The organism is Haladaptatus caseinilyticus (genome assembly GCF_026248685.1).
Lineage (GTDB): Archaea > Halobacteriota > Halobacteria > Halobacteriales > Haladaptataceae > Haladaptatus > Haladaptatus caseinilyticus.
Window position 1 is genome coordinate 90,475 of record NZ_CP111041.1, and the last position, 20,420, is coordinate 110,894.

20 protein-coding genes and 1 pseudogene are annotated in these 20,420 nt (G+C 50.7%); 16 read left to right on the forward strand and 5 right to left on the reverse strand.

Going from position 1 to position 20,420, the window contains the following annotated elements; genetic code table 11:
• Positions 1-234: 234 nt before the first annotated feature.
• The 11 genes from OOF89_RS20415 (at position 235) to OOF89_RS24670 (ending at position 10,684) form a co-directional block, all read left to right on the forward strand.
• Positions 235-909 (forward strand): immunoglobulin-like domain-containing protein, encoded by a 675-nt coding sequence (locus OOF89_RS20415; protein WP_266082415.1) that lies wholly within the window; start codon positions 235-237, stop codon positions 907-909.
• Positions 910-1,989: 1,080 nt separating this feature from the next.
• Positions 1,990-2,946 (forward strand): ABC transporter ATP-binding protein, encoded by a 957-nt coding sequence (locus OOF89_RS20420; RefSeq protein ID WP_266082417.1) that lies wholly within the window; start codon positions 1,990-1,992, stop codon positions 2,944-2,946.
• Positions 2,943-3,761, forward strand: a complete 819-nt coding sequence (locus OOF89_RS20425; protein WP_266082419.1) for an ABC transporter permease — start codon at positions 2,943-2,945, stop codon at positions 3,759-3,761. Before OOF89_RS20420 ends, OOF89_RS20425 begins: the two co-directional genes overlap by 4 nt.
• A gap of 889 nt (positions 3,762-4,650) precedes the next feature.
• The gene (locus OOF89_RS20430; protein ID WP_266082420.1) at positions 4,651-5,145 is read left to right on the forward strand and encodes a universal stress protein; all 495 of its coding nucleotides are present in this window, start codon (positions 4,651-4,653) and stop codon (positions 5,143-5,145) included.
• Between the two features lie 123 nt (positions 5,146-5,268).
• The gene (locus tag OOF89_RS20435) at positions 5,269-5,913 is read left to right on the forward strand and encodes a helix-turn-helix domain-containing protein (RefSeq protein WP_266082422.1); all 645 of its coding nucleotides are present in this window, start codon (positions 5,269-5,271) and stop codon (positions 5,911-5,913) included.
• Positions 5,914-6,113: 200 nt separating this feature from the next.
• Positions 6,114-6,383, forward strand: a complete 270-nt coding sequence (locus OOF89_RS20440; protein WP_266082424.1) for a HalOD1 output domain-containing protein — start codon at positions 6,114-6,116, stop codon at positions 6,381-6,383.
• On the forward strand, positions 6,380-6,562 hold the full coding sequence (locus OOF89_RS20445; protein ID WP_266082426.1) for a hypothetical protein: 183 nt from the start codon (positions 6,380-6,382) through the stop codon (positions 6,560-6,562). Before OOF89_RS20440 ends, OOF89_RS20445 begins: the two co-directional genes overlap by 4 nt.
• A gap of 497 nt (positions 6,563-7,059) precedes the next feature.
• Positions 7,060-7,710, forward strand: a complete 651-nt coding sequence (locus tag OOF89_RS20450; protein ID WP_266082428.1) for a helix-turn-helix domain-containing protein — start codon at positions 7,060-7,062, stop codon at positions 7,708-7,710.
• A gap of 54 nt (positions 7,711-7,764) precedes the next feature.
• Positions 7,765-8,175, forward strand: a complete 411-nt coding sequence (locus OOF89_RS24820; RefSeq protein WP_456071299.1) for a DUF7344 domain-containing protein — start codon at positions 7,765-7,767, stop codon at positions 8,173-8,175.
• Positions 8,175-8,855 carry a helix-turn-helix domain-containing protein gene (locus OOF89_RS20455; protein WP_266082430.1) on the forward strand — a complete coding sequence of 227 codons (681 nt, stop codon included), beginning with the start codon at positions 8,175-8,177 and terminating at the stop codon, positions 8,853-8,855. Before OOF89_RS24820 ends, OOF89_RS20455 begins: the two co-directional genes overlap by 1 nt.
• 1,433 nt (positions 8,856-10,288) lie before the next feature.
• The gene (locus tag OOF89_RS24670; RefSeq protein ID WP_407661679.1) at positions 10,289-10,684 is read left to right on the forward strand and encodes an immunoglobulin-like domain-containing protein; all 396 of its coding nucleotides are present in this window, start codon (positions 10,289-10,291) and stop codon (positions 10,682-10,684) included.
• A 448-nt stretch (positions 10,685-11,132) separates the two neighbouring features.
• Here OOF89_RS24670 and OOF89_RS20460 read toward each other — a convergent pair.
• Positions 11,133-11,660: pseudogene (locus tag OOF89_RS20460) on the reverse strand (HAD family hydrolase); the annotation flags it as partial.
• A gap of 450 nt (positions 11,661-12,110) precedes the next feature.
• On the opposite strand from OOF89_RS20460, the gene OOF89_RS20465 reads away from it, so the two are divergent.
• Together OOF89_RS20465 and OOF89_RS20470 are read left to right on the forward strand one after the other, a co-directional pair.
• Positions 12,111-12,356, forward strand: coding sequence for a hypothetical protein (locus OOF89_RS20465; protein WP_266082432.1), 246 nt, complete (start codon positions 12,111-12,113; stop codon positions 12,354-12,356).
• A 4-nt stretch (positions 12,357-12,360) separates the two neighbouring features.
• Positions 12,361-14,475, forward strand: a complete 2,115-nt coding sequence (locus OOF89_RS20470) for a type B DNA-directed DNA polymerase (protein ID WP_266082434.1) — start codon at positions 12,361-12,363, stop codon at positions 14,473-14,475.
• A gap of 127 nt (positions 14,476-14,602) precedes the next feature.
• Here OOF89_RS20470 and OOF89_RS20475 read toward each other — a convergent pair whose 3' ends face one another.
• Positions 14,603-14,920, reverse strand: a complete 318-nt coding sequence (locus OOF89_RS20475) for a hypothetical protein (protein ID WP_328517208.1) — start codon at positions 14,918-14,920, stop codon at positions 14,603-14,605.
• A gap of 310 nt (positions 14,921-15,230) precedes the next feature.
• On the opposite strand from OOF89_RS20475, the gene OOF89_RS20480 reads away from it, so the two are divergent.
• Positions 15,231-17,075, forward strand: a complete 1,845-nt coding sequence (locus OOF89_RS20480) for an SLC13 family permease (RefSeq protein ID WP_266082436.1) — start codon at positions 15,231-15,233, stop codon at positions 17,073-17,075.
• Between the two features lie 66 nt (positions 17,076-17,141).
• On the opposite strand, the gene OOF89_RS20485 is transcribed toward OOF89_RS20480, so the two are convergent.
• Positions 17,142-18,104, reverse strand: a complete 963-nt coding sequence (locus OOF89_RS20485) for a transcription initiation factor IIB (protein WP_266082438.1) — start codon at positions 18,102-18,104, stop codon at positions 17,142-17,144.
• A 200-nt stretch (positions 18,105-18,304) separates the two neighbouring features.
• Positions 18,305-18,532 (reverse strand): hypothetical protein, encoded by a 228-nt coding sequence (locus tag OOF89_RS20490; RefSeq protein WP_266082440.1) that lies wholly within the window; start codon positions 18,530-18,532, stop codon positions 18,305-18,307.
• Between the two features lie 395 nt (positions 18,533-18,927).
• Between OOF89_RS20490 and OOF89_RS20495 the strand changes: the two genes are divergently transcribed.
• Positions 18,928-19,329, forward strand: coding sequence for a CBS domain-containing protein (locus OOF89_RS20495; protein ID WP_266082442.1), 402 nt, complete (start codon positions 18,928-18,930; stop codon positions 19,327-19,329).
• Positions 19,330-19,469: 140 nt separating this feature from the next.
• On the opposite strand, the gene OOF89_RS20500 is transcribed toward OOF89_RS20495, so the two are convergent.
• Complete coding sequence (locus tag OOF89_RS20500) at positions 19,470-19,709, reverse strand: hypothetical protein (RefSeq protein WP_266082444.1); 240 nt, start codon at positions 19,707-19,709, stop codon at positions 19,470-19,472.
• A 145-nt stretch (positions 19,710-19,854) separates the two neighbouring features.
• Between OOF89_RS20500 and OOF89_RS20505 the strand changes: the two genes are divergently transcribed.
• On the forward strand, positions 19,855-20,283 hold the full coding sequence (locus tag OOF89_RS20505; RefSeq protein ID WP_266082446.1) for a DUF7539 family protein: 429 nt from the start codon (positions 19,855-19,857) through the stop codon (positions 20,281-20,283).
• The last annotated feature ends 137 nt before the right edge of the window (positions 20,284-20,420 follow it).

Below are 20,420 nucleotides of genomic sequence, written 5' to 3' on the forward strand. Positions count from 1 at the left end.
ACGCTATCGACACTCGAAAGTCGTTAAACATCCCGAATAGTGCAGTAGTGGTGACTGCGGCGGTACCCTCCGCGTCAAGGAGGCTTCCGAATGAGGCACGAACGCTGCCAATGTGGGGTTCAACTGTAGCGTACAGTGAAATATCCGTTCCATACCTCTCGACAAATAGATGACCGACATGGATCTCTCCGACACTTTTGAATCAATCCGTGCGCTGATCATCGTCTAAATTTAGTGAAGAGCAACATTCTCTCCAGAAAACTTATAGCAAGAAGTGAAGTAGGCGGGAACGAAATGGCTCAGCAGTGGTCCCGACGTGCAGTTCTCAGCCTGTGCGGAATTTCTGCTGTCTCGCTTGGTGGTTGTACAGCACTTGGGGACAGTAAGAATGAGGACAGTAAGAATGAGGACAGTAAGAATGAGGACAGTAAGAATGAGGACAGTAAGAATGAGGACAGTAAGAATGAGGACAGTAAGAATGCTCAACCGCTTACCGAGAAGTATGAGGAGACGCTTGAGCTCGAGGAGCCAATCACATACGAGCATGACCACCTACAGCTCTCAGGGCCAGAGAACCCGGTTACTACAGGAGAAACGATCGAGTTTACCGTTACAAACACGAGTACGACCGAGATTTCGCTCGGCTGCCACAACCCGTGGACGCTTCAACAGCAGAAAAATGGTCGGTGGCGCGAGATGATGTGGACGACAAGCAATGTGTTCCTTGCGTGTTTAACCACCCTCAAACCCGGCGACTCCATCACCGAAACCGTCACGCTGGGACGCTCGGCACTCGAAACCAAAAGTGAGATCATTAAACACGAATTCGTCCCTGGGTTGTATCGGTTCGTATTGCTTGCGACTGACCCCTTCTTCGCGATCAACTTCCGTATAAAACCGTCTAAATGATGGTTTGTGCGTCGTTCGCTCAACATCTGGCCTGTTCTCAATCGATACAGGTACTCACGGAGATTAGTATATTATACTAACTTGGATGTATCTACATTCAATCTAGCTGGCAATTCTTCATGACGTGTTCTCGCGACGTGTCTGGTATGCGCCGTGAGACGTCCCTCTTCGATGCGCTCCAGAGCTAGCTTGCGACTGCTCGATGCAATTGACAATACCCCTACTAACGAAGACAGACATGAAGGATGACCCCGATTTCCTGCCGCCTAAACCTATTCGTGGAAGTGCACCCACCCCAGGACCCCCAAGAGATCTATGTGCAGTTCGTAGTGGTTGAACGATCTCTTTCACGTCAGGACAAGAGATTTACTGTAGCCCGTTTCAGAATTCATCATGAATTCACCTCCTCGCTCACAGAAACTTGGTGTTCTTGGTATCATTAGCGGTTGTGTCATGATTTGGTTTTCATTTCAGCCAGAGAATATGCTGTGTCCACACGAACGGATAATACCAGCCTGCAATCCGAACTTCTTCTATCTCATTCCCGGGATACTCGTCGTTCTTATCGGAATCAGTGTTTTCGTATTTCAATATCAACGGGGGTTCTACAAATCCATGAAAAGCTAGGTCTGAAAGGTGCGCTATCTAATGAATTCGAAGCCGCTTTTTGCCCTATATCTTATATTGAGCAGTAGGTACGGACTCATCGCAGATATCAATGAGGGCACTTGAATCTCACAGACCACCAGTATACAATCTCTATCGACGACATGATTGTGGAGGAACTAAATCCCTGCACCAACCCTCACCACGTCCAGCAGAACGTCTTCTACGAATACTTGGCTACAGTCAAGAACGCATCTTCACTATCATTCTTTCCTGTCGCCGAATACTCGTGCGAGAGTAGCGGGATAAATAGAATGGTGGCTCCGATCCATACGTCGTTATCTTGTATTGTCAAGGCGACCTCGCGATGACGGTCTTTACGGAATCCAGTAAATGCTTTGTGGTAATGTATGAAAATAAAATATATTTATAATATAGAAAATATTATCTAATACCTTCTGAAAAACTATATTGATGTCTTCCACAATCAAACTTCGGAACCTTCACAAGCGTTACGGAGATCTCGTTGCCCTTCGCGGTATTGATCTTACTGTCAGAGAAGGAGAGATATTTGGCTTTCTAGGGCCCAATGGCGCTGGAAAGTCAACCACTATCGACATCATTCTCGACTATGTCCGTCCAACCGATGGGATTGCTCGTGTGCTTGGCTATGATGCACAGCAGGAGAGTCAAGCAGTTCATCAGCGGACTGGCGTTCTCCCGGATGCTGTCCACCTCTTCGATGTTTTAACTGCGCGCCAGCATCTTTGGTTTGCTATTGAGTCAAAGAACGCAGACGATGACCCCGAGGTTCTGCTCAATCGCGTTGGTCTTACAGATGCTGCTGACCGAAAAGTCGGCGACTATTCGAAGGGGATGACGCAACGCCTTCTTCTTGCAATGGCATTAGTCGGTGAGCCAGAGTTACTCATTCTTGATGAACCGTCCTCAGGCCTTGATCCCAACGGTGCCCGGGAAATGCGTGAAATTGTTCGAGAAGAGGCCAATCGTGGCGCAACGGTCTTTTTCTCGAGCCACATCCTTGACCAAGTCGAAGCGGTATGTGACCGCGTAGGGATCCTTAATGATGGGCGTCTTGTGGCTAAGGATAGTGCTCAAAACCTTCGAAATCGTCTTGGTAGTGAGTCGATTCTTCGAGTGAGCACAGACGACGTTACGTCGCAGGCTCTCGATGCTCTCCGGTCTCTTTCTGGTGTGTCCCATGTTTCCGTCAATGGACATGAGATCGCTGTTTCCTGTACCGACGACGCTCAGGTTACCGTGCTTGACGTCCTTCGTGACGCGGGAGCCACTGTGAATCGATTTGAAACAGAACGTGCACCATTGGAAGATCTGTTCAGTGCCTACACTGATACTGAATCGCCCACTACAGAGGACAGCCTGACTCATCAGGCAGAGGTACGCCAATGAGCACGTGGATGGTTGCAAAGCGAGAGATTCTTGAAGCTTATCACTCGAAGTTGGTGCGGTGTATCGGGGGGTTGTTTATATTCATCCTGGCAGTTGTTGGACATGAAGGCTCACGAGGCGTCCATATGTATGCTGAGGTCGAGATATTACTCGCTCCAATGATCTTGCGCGTACTGATTCCATTAGCAGCCCTTGTGCTCGTCTTCAGCTCAATCGCTGGTAGGCGCGAGTCAGGAAGTCTGCGGTTGCTACTTGCGTACTCTCATTCGCGCGCTGATGTATTCATTGGTACTTTTATCGGTCGTTGTATCATTTTTTGCGTGATTCTTGTTCTGAGTCTTTGTGCAGCAGCGATTACAAATACATGGTATAGTGGAAACCTCCCATCAACCCTCTATGTCACACTCGCACTACTTAGTATGGTGTATGCTCTCACTACAACTGGAATCATTATTGGCATCTCTGCGTTTACACGGACACGCGAGTGGGCACTTGGTGCTGGTCTTGGGCTGTATGTGTTTGTTATGTTTGGCTGGCAGTCTTTGACGAGGATGATCTGGAATCCCCGAATAGATGCTGGCGATCCGTCAATCTGGTTCTCACTTGTAAAGAATATTAATTTCTTCACAGCGTTTTTAACAGCGAAGAATCGATTCCTCATTCCATCGCACGGCGCTCGCCGTGACGAGTTAATGCGCGAGGCCGCTAGCGCTGCATTCTATCAGAGTGGCTGGTTTGCGCTCATGGTACTTGTTGCCTGGCCGACTCTCCTGTTAGCCCTTGGTTTATTGCAGTTCCGCCGTGCAGATCTCTAGTGTACTTGATCGCCTGCCTAGTGTCGAAATCGGTTCTTTTGATCTGTCCACCATAGGATCTTTAGAGACACCTCACTCATCCTGTTTTCTCTGCGCCATCACAACACCGACAGCGACGAGAATCTTGCCAGTTTACTACAAATTCGACATCATTGTCGGGGCTGAAGGATTAAGACATATTCAATTTTGAACCGATACTGTTCCCAGCTGCTTAAAATCACAAGTAGAAGCAGACTCCCTGGGCACCCTTGAGTCGATCACGTGAATTTTGCGGGACATATTTAGAGTGCCAATTGGCATTGATTTCGGTGATCGAATTTGGCTGCTCAGAACGATCCGGAAATGTAAATTATTTCTGATATTTCGGCCCGTTCCAAGGTGCATGATTGATTTGATAATCGAAGTAGAACGTGCGACGGCAGCGAGGTCGATTTTCGAAAATCGGTGTTTTTGGGTGGTTTACTTCCTGTGGGCAGTATAAGCAGAAGTGGACATCAGTAAAATCCGCTACCTTGACAAGCAACGTCGTTATCTCCATGCCAGTCTAACTACCAAGTAGAGAGAGGGGATATTAGCACATATCATTACTACCAGCGATCACGCAACCGACAGCACTTCGCCTGATTTTCTCGCTGAAGCGAACTTCTCCAACGAAATGTGAGGGAGACCATCGCCGCTGCTGTGCTTATTCTGTCCCACATTTCCTGATTCACTCTTACTCCAACCCTCGGTGAGCGGAGGCTCCTGATAGTGGTAACAGGTTTCTCTGCGGAGAGTAAGAGACGTCGACACTCTCTTCTCTCGACACGGACCTGCGTGGCAGACAGAGGAGTACTCACTGAAAACAGCGATATGATTATCCAAATCAAGCACGTACTTTCTATATATAATGTTCTCCACACTTCTGTTACCAATCGATGGCAGCGATACTGCACAGAATGCAATCCCCTATGCATTGGAACTCGCCGAGCAGTATGAGATGGCTCTTCACATTGTGTCGGTGGTTGAGACCGATGGCACAGAGCCCGATGAAAAACGGATGGCCATGTATGAGGAGTTCGAAGTCGAAGCCAAACAAATGGTCGAAGACGTTATTGCACAAGCCGGACGCCGTGATATTCGCACCACGGCTGGTTCGATCGCAGAGGGGAAACCACAGCGAGCGATCCTGCAATATGCCGCCGAGCAGGATGTCGATTTGATCGTGATGGGGACCCATGGGCGGAGTGGGTTTCGGCATGCACTACGGCGGAGCGTCACCGAGAAAGTCATTCGGCGGGCCGAAGCTCCAGTGCTTGCCATTCGGCTTGTCGACTCGGATCACAATGAAAACACTCACCAGAAGAGCGCAGAGAGGGTGTGCCGGTCTCTGATTCCTCTCTGAAAACGATAACCTGGTCCCATTATCTATTGGTACCGACCGCCATCCCTTATATAACAGGCGAAAGGATTAGCTTTGACCGAGTTAGTAGACTCATTCCTACGCCCTCAACACGGAGACCCGCCCATGATCATCACCGATATCACGGTACCCGCCGACCAATTCGCCCTCGGCCGCCTGCTCGACGAATACCCCGCCATCAAGATCGAACTCGAACGCCTCGTCCCACTCCAATCGGGCATCATCCCCTTATTCTGGGTTGAAGGTGGTGAGAGCGACGCCATCGAAGCCACACTCCGAAATGATCCGCTGACACAGGACGTCCAGTTACTCACCGAAGCAGATGGTCGTCTGCTGTTTGAAATCGAATGGAGCCCGGACGTCAACCATCTCGTCCAACCCTTACTCGCGACGGATGCCGAGATACTCATCGCAGAAGGCACCGTCGATGCCTGGGAGTTCCGCCTGCAATTTCCGATCCGACAGGCACTCACCGACTTTCTAACCCAATGTCGTGAACACGGCGTTGCAATTGAGCTTCGTCGGCTATACAATCCTACGCTTCCAGACGAGGGGGGCCAACTGACTGATGATCAGTATGAAATCATTGCAGCCGCCTATGAGCGCGGGTTTTGGAATATTCCGCGTGACGCCACCCTTGAAGACCTCGCTGCAGAGCTCAGTATCAGTGGGAATTCAGCCTCCCAACGCCTTCGACGGGGGATTACTACCCTTGTCGCGGAAGTCTTGTTTCCGGATGCCACACAGTAGCGGTGGAAGGTCGTTTGTGCCCAATCGGACATTCAGGTTTGCTTATAAATGATGGGGGTTCATGACAACCCCCATTAAGCCTGAGAGTGGCCCTTACCCCATCACGATACATAGAATACTCTGAAGAACACTCGGCCACGACCCGTGTCCCCCGCTCGCCAAGTAGCACACCGATAGACAACCCACTTCAGAGGATTATAATGGACGACACCAACGCTCAAACACCCCCGACCGATCCGCCTCGCACCACCCGCTCACCACAGACGCCAATTAGTACGCTTGTGATTCAAGCCGTCGCCGAAGCAGAGGAGTGCGATCCATCGATGGTCGCGCCGCCACTGTACGATGCGATTGATCCTGATGCACTCGATGCCCTCTATGCACGAGCATCGCCGCACATGGAGTTTGACTACGCCGGCCACCACGTCGAAATCACGCCCGCCAGGAGAGTGACCGTTCAGCCGACATGAGTGATCCATACCGCCTTGTTTGTGGTGTCTGTGAGTGGTCTGCCACCACCGCCGATGGAACCGCACGCATGGCCGTCACGAATGCTGGCATCGCCCATTATCGAGAGACGGATCACACACCCATCCAGGCACAGTCATACACGCCGTCGTCACGTCGCTCCCGATCACTGCTCCAGTGACACGGTGTGCTCCTCCTAGATCGATGACTCAGCACCTCTGTTGGTAGCTGTTGTTCCAGTGGCACTGATGTAGTGGTGGTGGGCGGGATTTCAATGAGCGAATCTGCCTTTCGTTGGATTGATGACCAATTCAAGCTGGGAGCGTTCTTTTCGAAACTAAATGGATACTATCATATCGATATTCGACGAGGTGAGACGCTACCCTTATACGGATGCTCTGGCTCTAGTTAGCACGGAACGCACCAGTACACTATGTGTGCTCATCTCCGCCGCCGGCGAAGATGATGAACGCCAACGGTGTGTTATCGCAACACCGTTTATTCGTGTGGTCGTGACACGGGGTACATTATTCAGTACCAATGGGTTCTGCCCAGCAGCCACCCCACCATGACACACCGACCCACAAGCCAAGCGCCTGCACCGCTCGTATTGCGATTCTCCCAACATCGCACCCGGCACTCTCACTCACTCGTTTCAATCTCATCGGAGGAATACTAATGGAGGTCGTGACCGTCGAATTCACGGTGCCCAGTGAGTGTTTCATTCTGGGTGAAATCCTCACCGATGGCAGTGACGTCTCCATCGAGCTGACTCAATTCGTCCCAGTCGAACAAACACTTGTGCCGTACTTTTGGGCTGAAACCACCGACCAAGACGCCTTCGAACAATCAGTGCGCGCCGATGAGCGTGTTGCAACTCTCACCCCCCTCGATGCGGGGCCAGAAAAGACGCTCTACCAGATCGAGTGGACGCGAGATATCGATCATATGCTCACCGCGTTTCGGGAGCACAATCTCATCGTTGAAGAGGCAACCGGGACCGCCGACACGTGGCACTTTACGGTGCGCGGGCCAAATCGCGGCAATCTCTCGTCCTTTCAACAGGCCTGTGCTGACTACGACATTCCGCTCGAGATTCAGCGGGTATGGAATCCCGGGAAACCAGCGACGGCACAGTACGATATCACCGAAAAACAGCGCGAAGCGATCGAGTACGCGTTCACGGATGGGTATTTCAATGTGCCCCGTGAGACCTCACTCGGTGTCTTAGGCGAGGCAATGGGCATCACTGGCCAATCGTTTGCCCGGCGGCTCAGACGTGGGTTGTATTCGTTGGTCAAACATACGGTGATGGACAATCAGAAATAAGTCCCGTTCATGTGAAGACCCACTATTCTCACTCACTGGCGATCTAATGGACCTATGACAGCAAACCCCTCAGATCCCCCCGACCAAACCAGCTCCGACAATGCACGAGACAAGCCCGTGACTGCTAGCCTCTCCGTCGATGAGATCTATTCTCTTGTAGCGGATCACCATCGGCGATATACTCTCTACTACCTGGCTTTCGAGACCAGTGGTGAGAATTGGACACTAGATGGCCTGATCGAGTATCTCCAACCCACACTGGACGAAATGAGTAGTCGAGAAAGCTCTGTCCGAACGCACCTGTATCATATGGTCCTTCCGCGGTTGCAGGATGCTGGAGTTGTCGACTACGATAGGCGCAGTGAAATGATTCGCTATTGGGGTCACCCACAGCTCGAAGAGATACTCGTTCGCGTCAGACAGATCGAACAAGGACATGAAGACCCTAGCCAGGAAGGTCACTAATGTCTGGTACAATCGTTGAGGTCACTGTTCCTCGCGAACAGTTTGCACTTGCACACACCCTTGCGGAACTTGAGACACTCACGTTTGACGTGGAACAGATGGTTGCCACCAATCAGAAGTCGCTGATGCCCCTCATGTGGGTTGACGCACCTGATCGCCCCACACTTGAAACGGCATTTGCTGCTGATGACAGCGTTGCTGGCTACCACATGATCGCCGACTTCGAGACTGAATATCTCTACCAGCTTGAATGGGTTGATCGCATTGAGCATCTAATCCAGATCCTTGTTGATCAAGAGGGGACTGTGCTGCGCGCAACGGGCCGACATAGTAGCTGGACGTTTCGACTGTTGTTTGCCGACCGTGAGATGGCCGCTCGCACCAATGAATACTGTCTGGAACACGGCATCGACTTTGAGGTCACAGATATTCACGACTTCACTGGTCACAATGGGAGTCGCATAGGGCTGACCGACTGCCAACAAACGGCACTTGAGCTCGCAGCTGCTCGCGGGTATTATACTGTGCCACGCGAGGTCTCAGCGGACGATCTCGCGGAGGAACTTGGAATTAGTCCTCAAGCGCTCTCTGAACGGCTCCGGCGTGCCCATGGCCATCTGGTCCATCATGTCTTCGGCACTGGAAATGAGGTTTCAGACTCGACAGATACAGCCCACTAGAGCCCGCCTCAAACACGAGCTTCGACTAACAGCGACCAGTGTGGAGTACAGTCTCCACCTAAACAGATTCAATACTCTCTAGTAAGTCGAACTCCACGTAACTCGACCGAGGAATGTTTGGTCACCGCCACTCAGTATGGAGAGACAATCTCATTGGTGATCACCAGTTCCTGTAGATGTGTGTTCTTAAGTTAGAGGAACGCCACATAGCCACAACTCGGACAGTGGAGCCGGTCGTGTTCGCACAAGAGGATACCATCAGCACACTCGGCACACCTCTCTTCAACGGTCCTACTGCTTGCAGATATCGTCTGGAATGTGTATAGCAACTGTTCCAGCTCGATGATGCGGCGGTGTTGGGCCTCAAGCTGCTTTTACACGTGGTCTGGGTCGTGTGACTGGTGTGCTGGCGAACCACGCCGTCGTCTCTGCCGATGATACAGCATGATTAATCATACCCTTTCTATCTGCATGGATGTTGTGCGTGCTCTCGCAAGGGCTACTCACCCCCAGAAAACAAATGCCACCGATATCTCAAAGATGCACATCCCCGGGAGAGCGCCCCATCTGATTATCACTCAGACTTCCTACCTCCCAAGGGGGCGCTGAGTCATTGGGGTTCAGTACTTCCTTGGTACCAACGATAGAAAAATGGATATTTGATAATTTCTTTCATCCGATGGCTCTTTTTATATGGTTAGATCATGGATTTACTGTGAAAAACTATTGAGAAGCGTAGGAGTCCGCAGGACGCATCGAATGAGAACTTTCGTGGGAAGGTTGGTGACACTCGGTGGGAGGCCAGCCCACCGCCAGAGCTTCCGGCACCGCAACGCGTCCGCTCGAGCTGAAGTACGCTTCGCACCCATGGACAGGGCACACTTCAACTAACGAGTGACATCCCCTTAAGTATAATTCACCTACGCCGGAAGTAGATGGTCTTTGCTTTTAGCCATCAATACGAAACGCTCCACACCCGCTTAGTGCAACAGGAAGTAGTGAATCACTCGAATCTCAACTATTCACTCTTCGTGGACAAGTGGGACCAAGTTCATTGTCGCGTAAAATCGTAAGCGGAAATAGAACAGATACACAGAACCCTCACGGAGTGCATCTTCCTACATACGGATTTGCCTTCGAGGTTGTAATAGCGGATAGTGGTGGTTCCTCAGCTGACAGGCTCCCTGATAGTGAGACCCGAGGAAATCCAAATCAAATGGCCTCGACAGAAGGTAACCCACTACACGCCAAACATACACCTCGTGAGTAACTAGAGTTCCATCCCATGACAAACGAAGGGTGTGTTGAGTGGAGGTGTATACGATGTGGAGAACCATTCGATGCACCGGATGCACAGACGGCTACGTGCCCCTACTGTGAAACCGTGTTGAAGATCCCTGACGAAGCGTGGGAGTACTACCAATCGGATGAAAATGAAGAATAGGGCAAGTGGATTCATAGCGATCTCTCAAGAGATCAGTACTGGGCCCTGGAAGCCGGTTACTGATGGTGAGACGTTCGATTTTACCGTTACAAATAAGAGTACGACCGAGATTTCGCTCGGCTGCGACAATCCGTGGACGCTTCAACAGCAGAAAAATGGTCGGTGGCGCGAGATGATGTGGACTATAAGCGATGTCTTTCCTGCATGTTTGACCACTCTCACACTCGGCGACACCATCACCGAAACCGTCACGCTGAGACGCTCGGCACTCGAAACCAAAAGTGAGATCGTTAAACATGAATTCGTCCCTGGGTTGTATCGGTTCGTATTGCTCGCGCCTGACCCTTTCTTCGCGATCAGCTTCCGTATAAAACCGTCTAAGTGATGATTTGTCCGTTGTTCACTCGCGATCGGGTGTTCTCCTCTTGGTCAGGTAACTGTCCAGCACTACATCGAGATGGATAGTTGTACGAGAAAGAGCGCTGTTATTACGAGCGTGAGAGCGGCCATCCCATAGGCTAATGAGCCATATTCCGAAGGTTTACGCTCCTCTTGTTCTGGATTCCGCAACCTGATGAGGCCAGTAAATAAGATCGTCAGTCCGACACCAGCACGAAGAACACTTTCTATGTTCAATTGAAATTGAGTGGCTACCAGGGCTAGAGCTATCAAGACAGCCCCGCTATACAGAAAGCAATACGTCACAAATCGAGCCGGGCGCATTACCGATAAAATTGTTTTCTTTGGCACATATTTCTATCGGTAACTCCAGAGATTGACGTAGTAAAGTCGATTCTATCCGCCGAATCGCTCTATACAGGAGTTTTAGTGAATCATCCACTTACGATTTCCACAACATCATATAGGCTGTGTGTTTCATAGGTGGGGGCGACTGGGAGGGTTATATCCCTGCAATGCGGTCGGCGGACAAAAACTGAATCTAAACCTGCCCTGTGAGCGGCAATTACATCACTCTCTCTGTCGCTGATGTAGAGAGCGGATTCGGCTCCAAGCTCTGTGATTGCTCGGTCGAGATAGTGTGTATTCGGTTTCTTTAAGTTGAGACTCTCAACCGTCTTCTCGCGGCCATAATAGGTGTCGAACGCAGGTTGCAGCTCGAAAAAATCCAACACAAACTCAATTGTACTGTGATGGTTATTGCTCACCACACCGCAGGTCTGAGAAAGATTCGAGATGACCGTTTCGTCGTCATAGCAGACCCGAGAACCCGCCTTAAACTTTTCAAATTGTGATTGTTCGTCGAGGCGCTCACGGGCTTCCCAAAATGTGGCCACATCAAGAATATAGGTCACACATATTTCATGGAGTCTTTCGACTGTCGTTCCATTCACAATATCGTCGTTTGTGTTACCGGAACGCGTTTTATGCCTCCGTCCGATGCTCTAACTGCGCTCTCACAACTGGTCAAGACAATTTCCCGACGCCATCATGCGGCGCTGACGGTCTGGCTGGTTGTGAGAGCCCTGCCTACGGCTTTCCTTACCTTTCTCCGAGTGAGCGTTGGTGGAGACTGCGTTTTCGGAAAATCTAATCGGAAACGATTCAACAGGGCCACTGACGACCGATACTTCGAGATCTGATTGAGGCTCATCTCGGTGAGAACATTCTGGAGAGAGACGTACTTATTCGCTCCAAACTGACGATAGCAGAACCTCGAGTCTTACTTCATAGTTGGTGGCCAGCACGACCAGTACTCACACAGATTTCCATCGACATTTCATCTATTGGAATATTCGGAAGCGACCCTGGCTTGCCTAAGAGGATTTTGGTGGTCGTGTTTACTTGCAACGATGCAAACTAGCCAAATCACGACGGGATGGGACGAGTATCGCCGAGCACTTCGACCGACTGATCAGTTGGTTTTCGATCGACTCTTCGAGTATGCACAGCTGCATACCGATCCTAGCACTGTTCACAAACCTCTGTTCGTTGAAACGCCGATTCTAATCTCGATGTTGCTCGAACAGCAGATCCAGATCGACGATTTGGAAGAACGGCTTGATCACTTAGAGGACGATTTGAACGGTCAGGGATGAGGTCATGATGTACAAAATCGACTCCGTCGACGACGACGTGCTCACCTGGTCGGTGACTGACTCCGGAGTGAGTTGCGAGGTTGATGAGTCGTATACACCGACAATTTACATCTCTGTGCATGGTGACGGCGATTTTTCGACGGCACGTGCTGCACTCCGTGATCATCCTGCCGTTGTTCGGGTTGCTACTGTTGATGAACGTGTGAGCTACCGGCACGATCCCGAGCAAGTGCTTCGGGTGGATGTTGTTGATCTCAAGACGGTCAATTCAGTGGCGAGAATGGTGAGCAAGTGGGGTTCACCCGGTGAGTATCGCTGCTACAACGTCGATTTCTCGCGAGAGTTCCGCTACTGTCTCGAAGAGGGAATTGACCCACTGCCAAAACACGAACTCTCGGAGATACAGATTGCTGTGTCGGAGACAGAACTCGCGAGTGAGCGGGTTACCGAACTCACGATCGACGACGAGACGATGACTGGGAGTGGCGAAGACGTGTTAGCAACGCTATCAGATCGAGTAGAGTCGGTTGACCCGGATGTACTCTTCCTGAATACCAGCAACCTCATTCCTGTTCTGTTCCAGCAAGCTGATCGACTCGATGTAGAGTTTCAGCTTGGACGACGGTCGGGGTGGCAGCAGCTGGCGGGTGAATCAACCTACGAAAGCTACGGGCAAGTCGGCCACTCACCAGCACGCTACAATCTCCCCGGTCGGGTGATCATCGACGGCTCGAATACGTTCATGTGGAATCAGACCAACCTCGATGGCTGTCTGTATCTCGTCGAACAGTCGGGCAAACCACTGCAGGAGTTGGCGTGGTCGTCAATCGGAAATATTCTCACCGGAATTCAGATTCAGGAGGCCCGTGAGCGGGACGTGCTTGTTCCGTGGCGGTCGTGGCGACACGAGAAGTTCAAGACAATGCGCCAGCTGCACGACGCCGACCGAGGTGGGTTCACCTTTGCGCCGGACGTCGGGCTACACGAGGACGTCCACGAACTCGACTTCTCCTCGTTGTATCCGAATATCATCGTCACACGGAATGTGAGTCCGGAGAAGATTCGCTGTGAGTGCCATGCCGAGAGAGAGGATGTACCGGGCATCGGGTATTCGATTTGTGACGAGCGGGGGTATCTTCCTGACGTGCTTGAGCCGTTAATCGAGGCTCGGGATGCAATTAAAGCCGAGATTCGAGCAACTGAGGATGAAGAGCGTCGTGATGAATTGGAGGGTCAATCGAGCGCGATCAAGTGGATTTTGGTCTCGTGTTTCGGCTATCAGGGCTTTTCGAATGCGAAATTCGGGCGGATCGAGTGCCATGAGGCGATCAACGCGTATGCCAGGGAGATTCTGTTGGAGACCAAGGCTGTGCTCGAGGAGCATGGCTGGCGCATTGTGCATGGGATCGTCGATAGCGTGTGGGTGACGCCAATCGAAGGCGAGGGACAGAGGTCGCTTTCAGAGCTTGTCACGGAGATTTTCGATCAGGTGGCAATTCGGCTCGAACATGAAGCCCACTACGACTGGATATCGTTTGTGCCGTTACGTGATTCGGATGCTGGTGCGTTGACGAAGTATTTCGGAAAGGTCGCTGGAGAGGATGAATACAAGTATCGGGGCATTGAGTGTCGCCAGCGAAGCACGCCCTCGTATCTCGACGATGCGCAGAAGGCGCTGATTCGAGCAGTGGATGAGTATCGTGATCCAGAAGCGGTTTGTGAGGAATTGCGGTCGTGGGTTGATCGACTTGAGCGCGCGGCAGTCGATCCGAGTGAGTTGGTAATTAGGAATCGGGTTTCGAAGAAACGGGAGGATTACACGCACTCTACGCGGAGTGTGGCGGCGTTGGAGCGGGCGGCTGATCTGGGGTTGGCGCGTGCGCCTGGTCAGAGTGTGTCGTATGTGGTGGTGGATGATTCGAAGAAATCGTGGGAGCGGGTACAGTTGGCGAGTGAGGAGTTAGACGAGTATGATGTCGGGTTTTATCGAGAGTTGTTGGTTCGTGCAGCAGCGAGTGTGTTGTCGCCGCTTTGGTGGCGTGAATCAGATATTGAGCAGGAGTTAGGGCAGTATACGAGTCTAGTTTGGCGTCATTTAGTTACACGCCGTGATAAATGAACCCAAACATACCTACCGCTTAATCGTCCCGTGATAAATTGTATGTACAGAAAGAAATCACGCTCTGTCTGTATCAATTGTCTCTGGTAACGGATCAACACGAAACATATAGTCCGCATAGACGCCATCAAGATTCGTGGGACTGTTCTTCAGCAGTATGCCTTTGGCAAGGGCTAGCCTCTGCCTCAACGCTTCCGTGATCCGTTTCTTCCTGGTAGCGTTCAAGAGCGACAAATTTCGCTGGTTCGTCGCACTCACGACGGTGACATTTGCGGGGTGAGTCCGAATTTTCTTTTCTCTCGTCTCGAGATTCATCTGCTTCGTTCTGTTCGTCACGTGATTTGGTTTCGTCCATACGTTCGTGTGCCTGCTCAACTTCCCACACTCGTTGGCGGTTTTCTTCATCATGAGATTGCTTGTTTCGGCTCTTTTTATCGTCCGCCATGTCGTATCTAGGTAAACGTGAAAGATAATGCTGTGGTCGGCATTTGGAACATTCTTGGCGGGAAACGACCCACTGAGTTGAATCACAAAATTTTATATTCTGATATATATTCCATTGATATCATTGTGAGCTACGAGAATTCGAACTGGTTGGATAATGATTCTCATCCTCGCTACCACATCTCTGTCAATTCTATTCACTCTCTCTAAAATATATGTAGTGGTATTATGACTGATGTCGATATATATTCAATGTGGTTATACATGTGTCTCTAGCACAAGCTGGGGGTATTCCACCTGTTACAACTGGTATGCTTGTCGTATTCGGGATTGTCGCGTTAGCACTCTTTCTTTTCGTGACAGAATTATTGCCGATGGATGTCACTGCGATTCTCATAATGGTGCTCCTTATGTTCCTGAATCCTTGGACCCAAGTTTCCATCGCTGAAGGGATTTCGGGTTTTTCAAGCACTGCAACTGTCGCCGTGCTCGCGATGCTCATCCTCTCGACAGGGATTAGTCAAACAGGACTCGTTCAGATTATTGGAAAAAAGATGGCCGCCTTTGCAGGCAATGATCAGCTGAAACAACTTGTTGCAACTATCGGCGTCACTGGTCCTGTCTCTGGATTCATTAACAACACTCCAGTGGTTGCTATCCTCGTTCCGGTCATCTCCGATCTCGCCCACGAGGGAAATACCTCTCCCTCGAAACTCCTTATTCCTCTCTCGTATGCCTCGATGTTCGGTGGAATGCTCACTCTCGTTGGAACCTCAACAAACTTACTCGCATCCAGCGTTTCTGAACGGTTGATTGGGCAGCCATTCTCGATGTTTACCTTCACTGGACTGGGAGTCATCGTACTTCTAACGGGCACTATCTATTTGCTGACTATCGGCCACAAACTCATCCCGGAACGCGTTCCTGCACGTGAAGACTACATTGAGGAATACGATCTACAGGGCTATGTGTTCGAAGTCGTCGTCCGGGACGAGTCCCCTATCGTCGGGAACACTGTTCAAACCGCGATCGATGAATCACAATTCGATACGGATATCGTCCAACTCACCCGCGACGATGAACAGTATTTCGAAGGTATCGCCAGCAAACGGATTCGTGCGGGAGATATTCTGACTGTTCGTACTGACCGTGGAACGCTCAATGTCCTTCGTGAGCAAGAAGGTCTCGACCTTGTTGGGACACAATACTCCGATTCGGCACTCGACCCGCCAGAGGAAGAAACACAGACACTCGTCGAGATTGTCATTCAGTCTGGCTCCTCATTACTCGGTGAGACGATTGCGACCTCGGCCTTTCGTGAGCGATACGACGCAAGCGTCCTCGCGTTCCGATCCGGCGGGAAAACAATACGGAGCCGGCTCAACGATCTCCCACTGCGGGTCGGTGATACACTTCTTGTCCAAGCCCCGAATGACAGTATCGACCGGTTGAGTCGCAATCCCGAATTTATCGTCGCCCACGAATCCGAATCGCCGGATTATCGAACGGAAAAGATCCCGTGGGCACTCGGGATTATCATCGCTGTTGTCGGTCTTGTCGGGATGCCATGGAGTACTCTCGCGAACGTAACCGATGTTGAGATGTTTGCAGGTGTCGAATTCAACATCGTCCAAACAGCACTTGCGGGTGTCGTGTTGATGGTAGTCACTGATGTGATCAAACCTGGTGAGATATACGAAGGCGTCGATTGGAGTGTTATCTTCCTACTAGCGGGTGTTATTCCACTTGGTGTTGCCTTAGAGCAAACGGGTGCAGCAAACCTCCTCGGTTCGCTTGTGGCTGCAACCGCAGATTTTCTCCCACTTATCGGTGTTCTGTGGGTATTCTACATCGCAACGGGGCTCATTACGAGTATCATCAGCAACAATGCGAGCGTCGTCTTGATGATTCCCGTCGCTGTCGAAGCGGCCACGGATATCGGTGCCAACCCGTTTGCATTCGTGCTGGCAGTGACGTTTGCTGCCTCGACAGCCTTCATTACACCTGTGGGCTATCAAACAAACCTGTTTGTGTATGGCCCTGGAGGGTACAAATTCACGGATTATGCCAGAGTTGGTGCACCGCTTCAGCTGCTTCTTTCCGTCGTAACCATCCTTGGAATTGCCTTCTTCTGGGGAATTAGTGCACCAGTATGAACTACTCTTCCATGTTCGAACCTGCATGAAGGGAGTGAGCGATTGCTTCCAACTACAATAGATCTGTTATTCGAGATCCATCGAATCGATCTGTTCGGGATATCGGTTGCGAATTGTTACTTCGGTTACCTGTGCAACTGAAGCGACCGCATCCTGTGTTTCTTTCTCATTACATAGCAGTGATGCAGCGTAAATCGCCGCCGCCGCATATCCTGTGGGTGACTTTCCTGAAAGCAGGCCCTTTGCTATCGAGGCATCAAGAATCTCGTTCGTTTTCGCTTCAACAGCATCACTGCTCCCGAGTTCTGAACAAAATCGAGGGACGTACTGCTTCGGATCAACTGGTTTGATCTCGAGTCCAAGTTCCCGCCTGAGATACGTATATGAGCGACCGATCTCCTTTCGTCCCACACGAGACACACCCGAAACCTCCTCCAAACTGCGAGGAATATTCTCGCTGCGACACGCCGCATACAGACAACTCGTTGCGACGCCTTCGATCGATCGCCCTTGAATCAGGTCTTCTTCTAAGGCACGGCGATACAGCACACAGGCAATCTCGCGAACCGAACGCGGAATACCGAGTGCACTCGACATTCGATCAATCTCGCTCAGGGCGAATTGGAGGTTGCGCTCGCCCGCGTCCTTCGTGCGAATCCGAGTTTGCCACTGGCGTAGCCGATGCATCTGAATCCGTTTCCTCTCAGAGAGCGAGTGACCGGATGCATCCGTGTTTTTCCAATCGATGGTTGTGGTGAGACCTTTATCGTGTATGGTTTGGGTGAGTGGTGCACCGACTCGGGACTTGTTCTGCTGCTCTCGATGTGTGTATGCTCGCCACTCTGGCCCCCGGTCGATCGACTTTTCTTCGATAATCAAACCACAATTCTCACAGACGATTTCACTGCCATCTGCGCTCGTACGAAGCGTGTTAGATTCACACTCGGGACAGTCTTGTACGCCCTCTCGTTCATCTGTACTCCGTTCCGTCGTCATATCGCGCTCATTCCGACGGCTGGGGCGTAACATATCTTTATTTATATACTGTTGCTACGCGGTTAAGCTCTCTGTATGATTACTAGCTGTCCTTTCGTGGGGAAGTTCTGCTCTCAGAGCATAGTACGTATGCTCTCGCGACATAGGTCGCGTGAATCGGCTATTGTGGAGAAATTAGAGGAGTATACCGAGTCCAGTTTGGCATCCATCGCTCTGGTGACGATCCTATTTGACTATCGTGGGGAGAGCATCAGACGTTTCGTTCTGATTTCTCGCTGTCGCTGTTTCTTCATGTAGTATTCCCAGAGGCGGAGATACGTAACGGACTCTCGGAGTTCGATGTCGATTGAACCGAGCATTTCGTGCTGAGGTTCACCATAGAACTGTTGTTCGTTTAGTGGAGTCGATTGAAACTCATGTTGTGGTTTCCCATCCCGCCAGGAATCGATTGTATCGGTCATTTGTGTTCCTTTCTGTTGGGACAACCACTGTTGGTTCCAGTCTTAAGCGGCAGTACTCATCCTTATATCTTAGTACGTGCTCCAGCACGATGAATTATGTTACCTCTATCTCGGGAGAATTTACCAAAACCATAAGGTCACGAATCACCCGCTTACTGGGACGTTCAGCTCACTTTGGCACCCTGCACGTCCGATTTCGAATAGAAGTACAATGAGCAACTCCATTCCGGTAGTCCAGGTATCACCGACTCCGCTTGTCGGAAGATCCTGGTGATCAGCTTTTGCTCATCACTTGGCATTTCAACGAAGGAACAATACCCTCGTTTCCATGTAAGATATTCCATCCCCGTGACCGGAAGCGAACTCTTATGCCCGCAGAAAAACTATTTACTTAAATGGACGATGTCTTTGTCGGGAATCTCATGTCTTCACCGGTGTACACTGTAAGTAACGACACGTCACTCCAGAACGCTGGCGAGACAATGCGCGAACACGAGATTGGATCGATAATCGCCGTTGGTGATGACGATCATCTCGAAGGAATCATCACTGCAACTGATTTCATTCATGTTGTCGCAGAAGGTGCGCCTGATCCGAATGCGACTGTTGCCACAGTTATGAGTACAGACGTCATCACAACTACGGCAAGTGAATCGGTTCAAACTGCGGCGGACATAATGATTGAACATGGCTTTGACCATCTCCCAGTCGTCGACGGAGAGGCGGTCATCGGTGTTATCACGACGACTGACCTCACGGCATATCTTTCGACTACAGAGGATCCGAGCCCATCATAAGAGGCATATGTCGTTGAAACCCAGTGGGAAGTTGGCGAACAGTAGCGTTCCACACGATGGCAAACAGAAGTCGGTATTCTAACGATGTCGTTCAGATCAATGAGTGATGGTGTTAGGATCGAAAACAGCACAATGGCTATTCAGTCCTCGAACGTTTCGTCGTGTTGATGGTAGTGGATAGTCAGCGTACCTGGGGTAGGATGTCTGGTTGCGTCGCGGATGGCTTCGAACGTTTCGAGTATTTCAGTCGACTTGTCTTCGTCTCCATATATTTCTCGTGTTTCTTCACGTAAGGCGTCATAAATTCGTTCCGCAAGGCGCCTGATTGCTTCTGCGTCGGATTTTGATTTGATTTCAAAGACGGCCTCGTAATGCGACATATGACTAGTTGGTGTTCCAACGACAAAACCCATCCCCTCCAAACGCCGACAAGGAGCGTTTTCTCTGAGTATTGCCTTCCCAGAAAAACGGAGACATCAGAAACGCTATACAAACGTTGATTGGTGTGCCACTCCCCTAGATTGCATGGCCGAATTTCCAGACGAAAGACAGCTCGTACTGCGAGTGCGTTCCCAGTTGGAACAATGGACGAACAATGCCCGGATACGAGCATACAGTGAATTGTTCGAAGGCGATGATCCACTCCTTACTCCCGAAGAAATACAACGGCTTGATGCGCTCGATTCTGTAATGGAACGGAACGGTGGCGATGGCGTGTGGGGCACCGATCAGTACGGAATCCACACGGCGGGAACCACGACTTCGGACAGTTCGATCGGAATCGTCTGCGTGTATCACCCGCAAATCACCCAAGATTCTGTCCTTCAGGGAGATGACGGTATCGATGACGAGACCGAGGAGAAATTCAACGCAGCACTCTGGCAATATAGCGAACGCGTTGCGACACTCATCGAAGAACGGCTTGACGAGTTCATCCGCCAAACACAGAGTTAGCGCTGGGTTTAATTCCGTTTCCTGAAATTGGTCGGTTCATCGACAGCTGACATGGTCCTCCTAGCCAATACCGCCACAACCAAGACGAGAAACGACGACAATCAGTACGACACCGCCTGTCCTTCCGAGGAACTGGC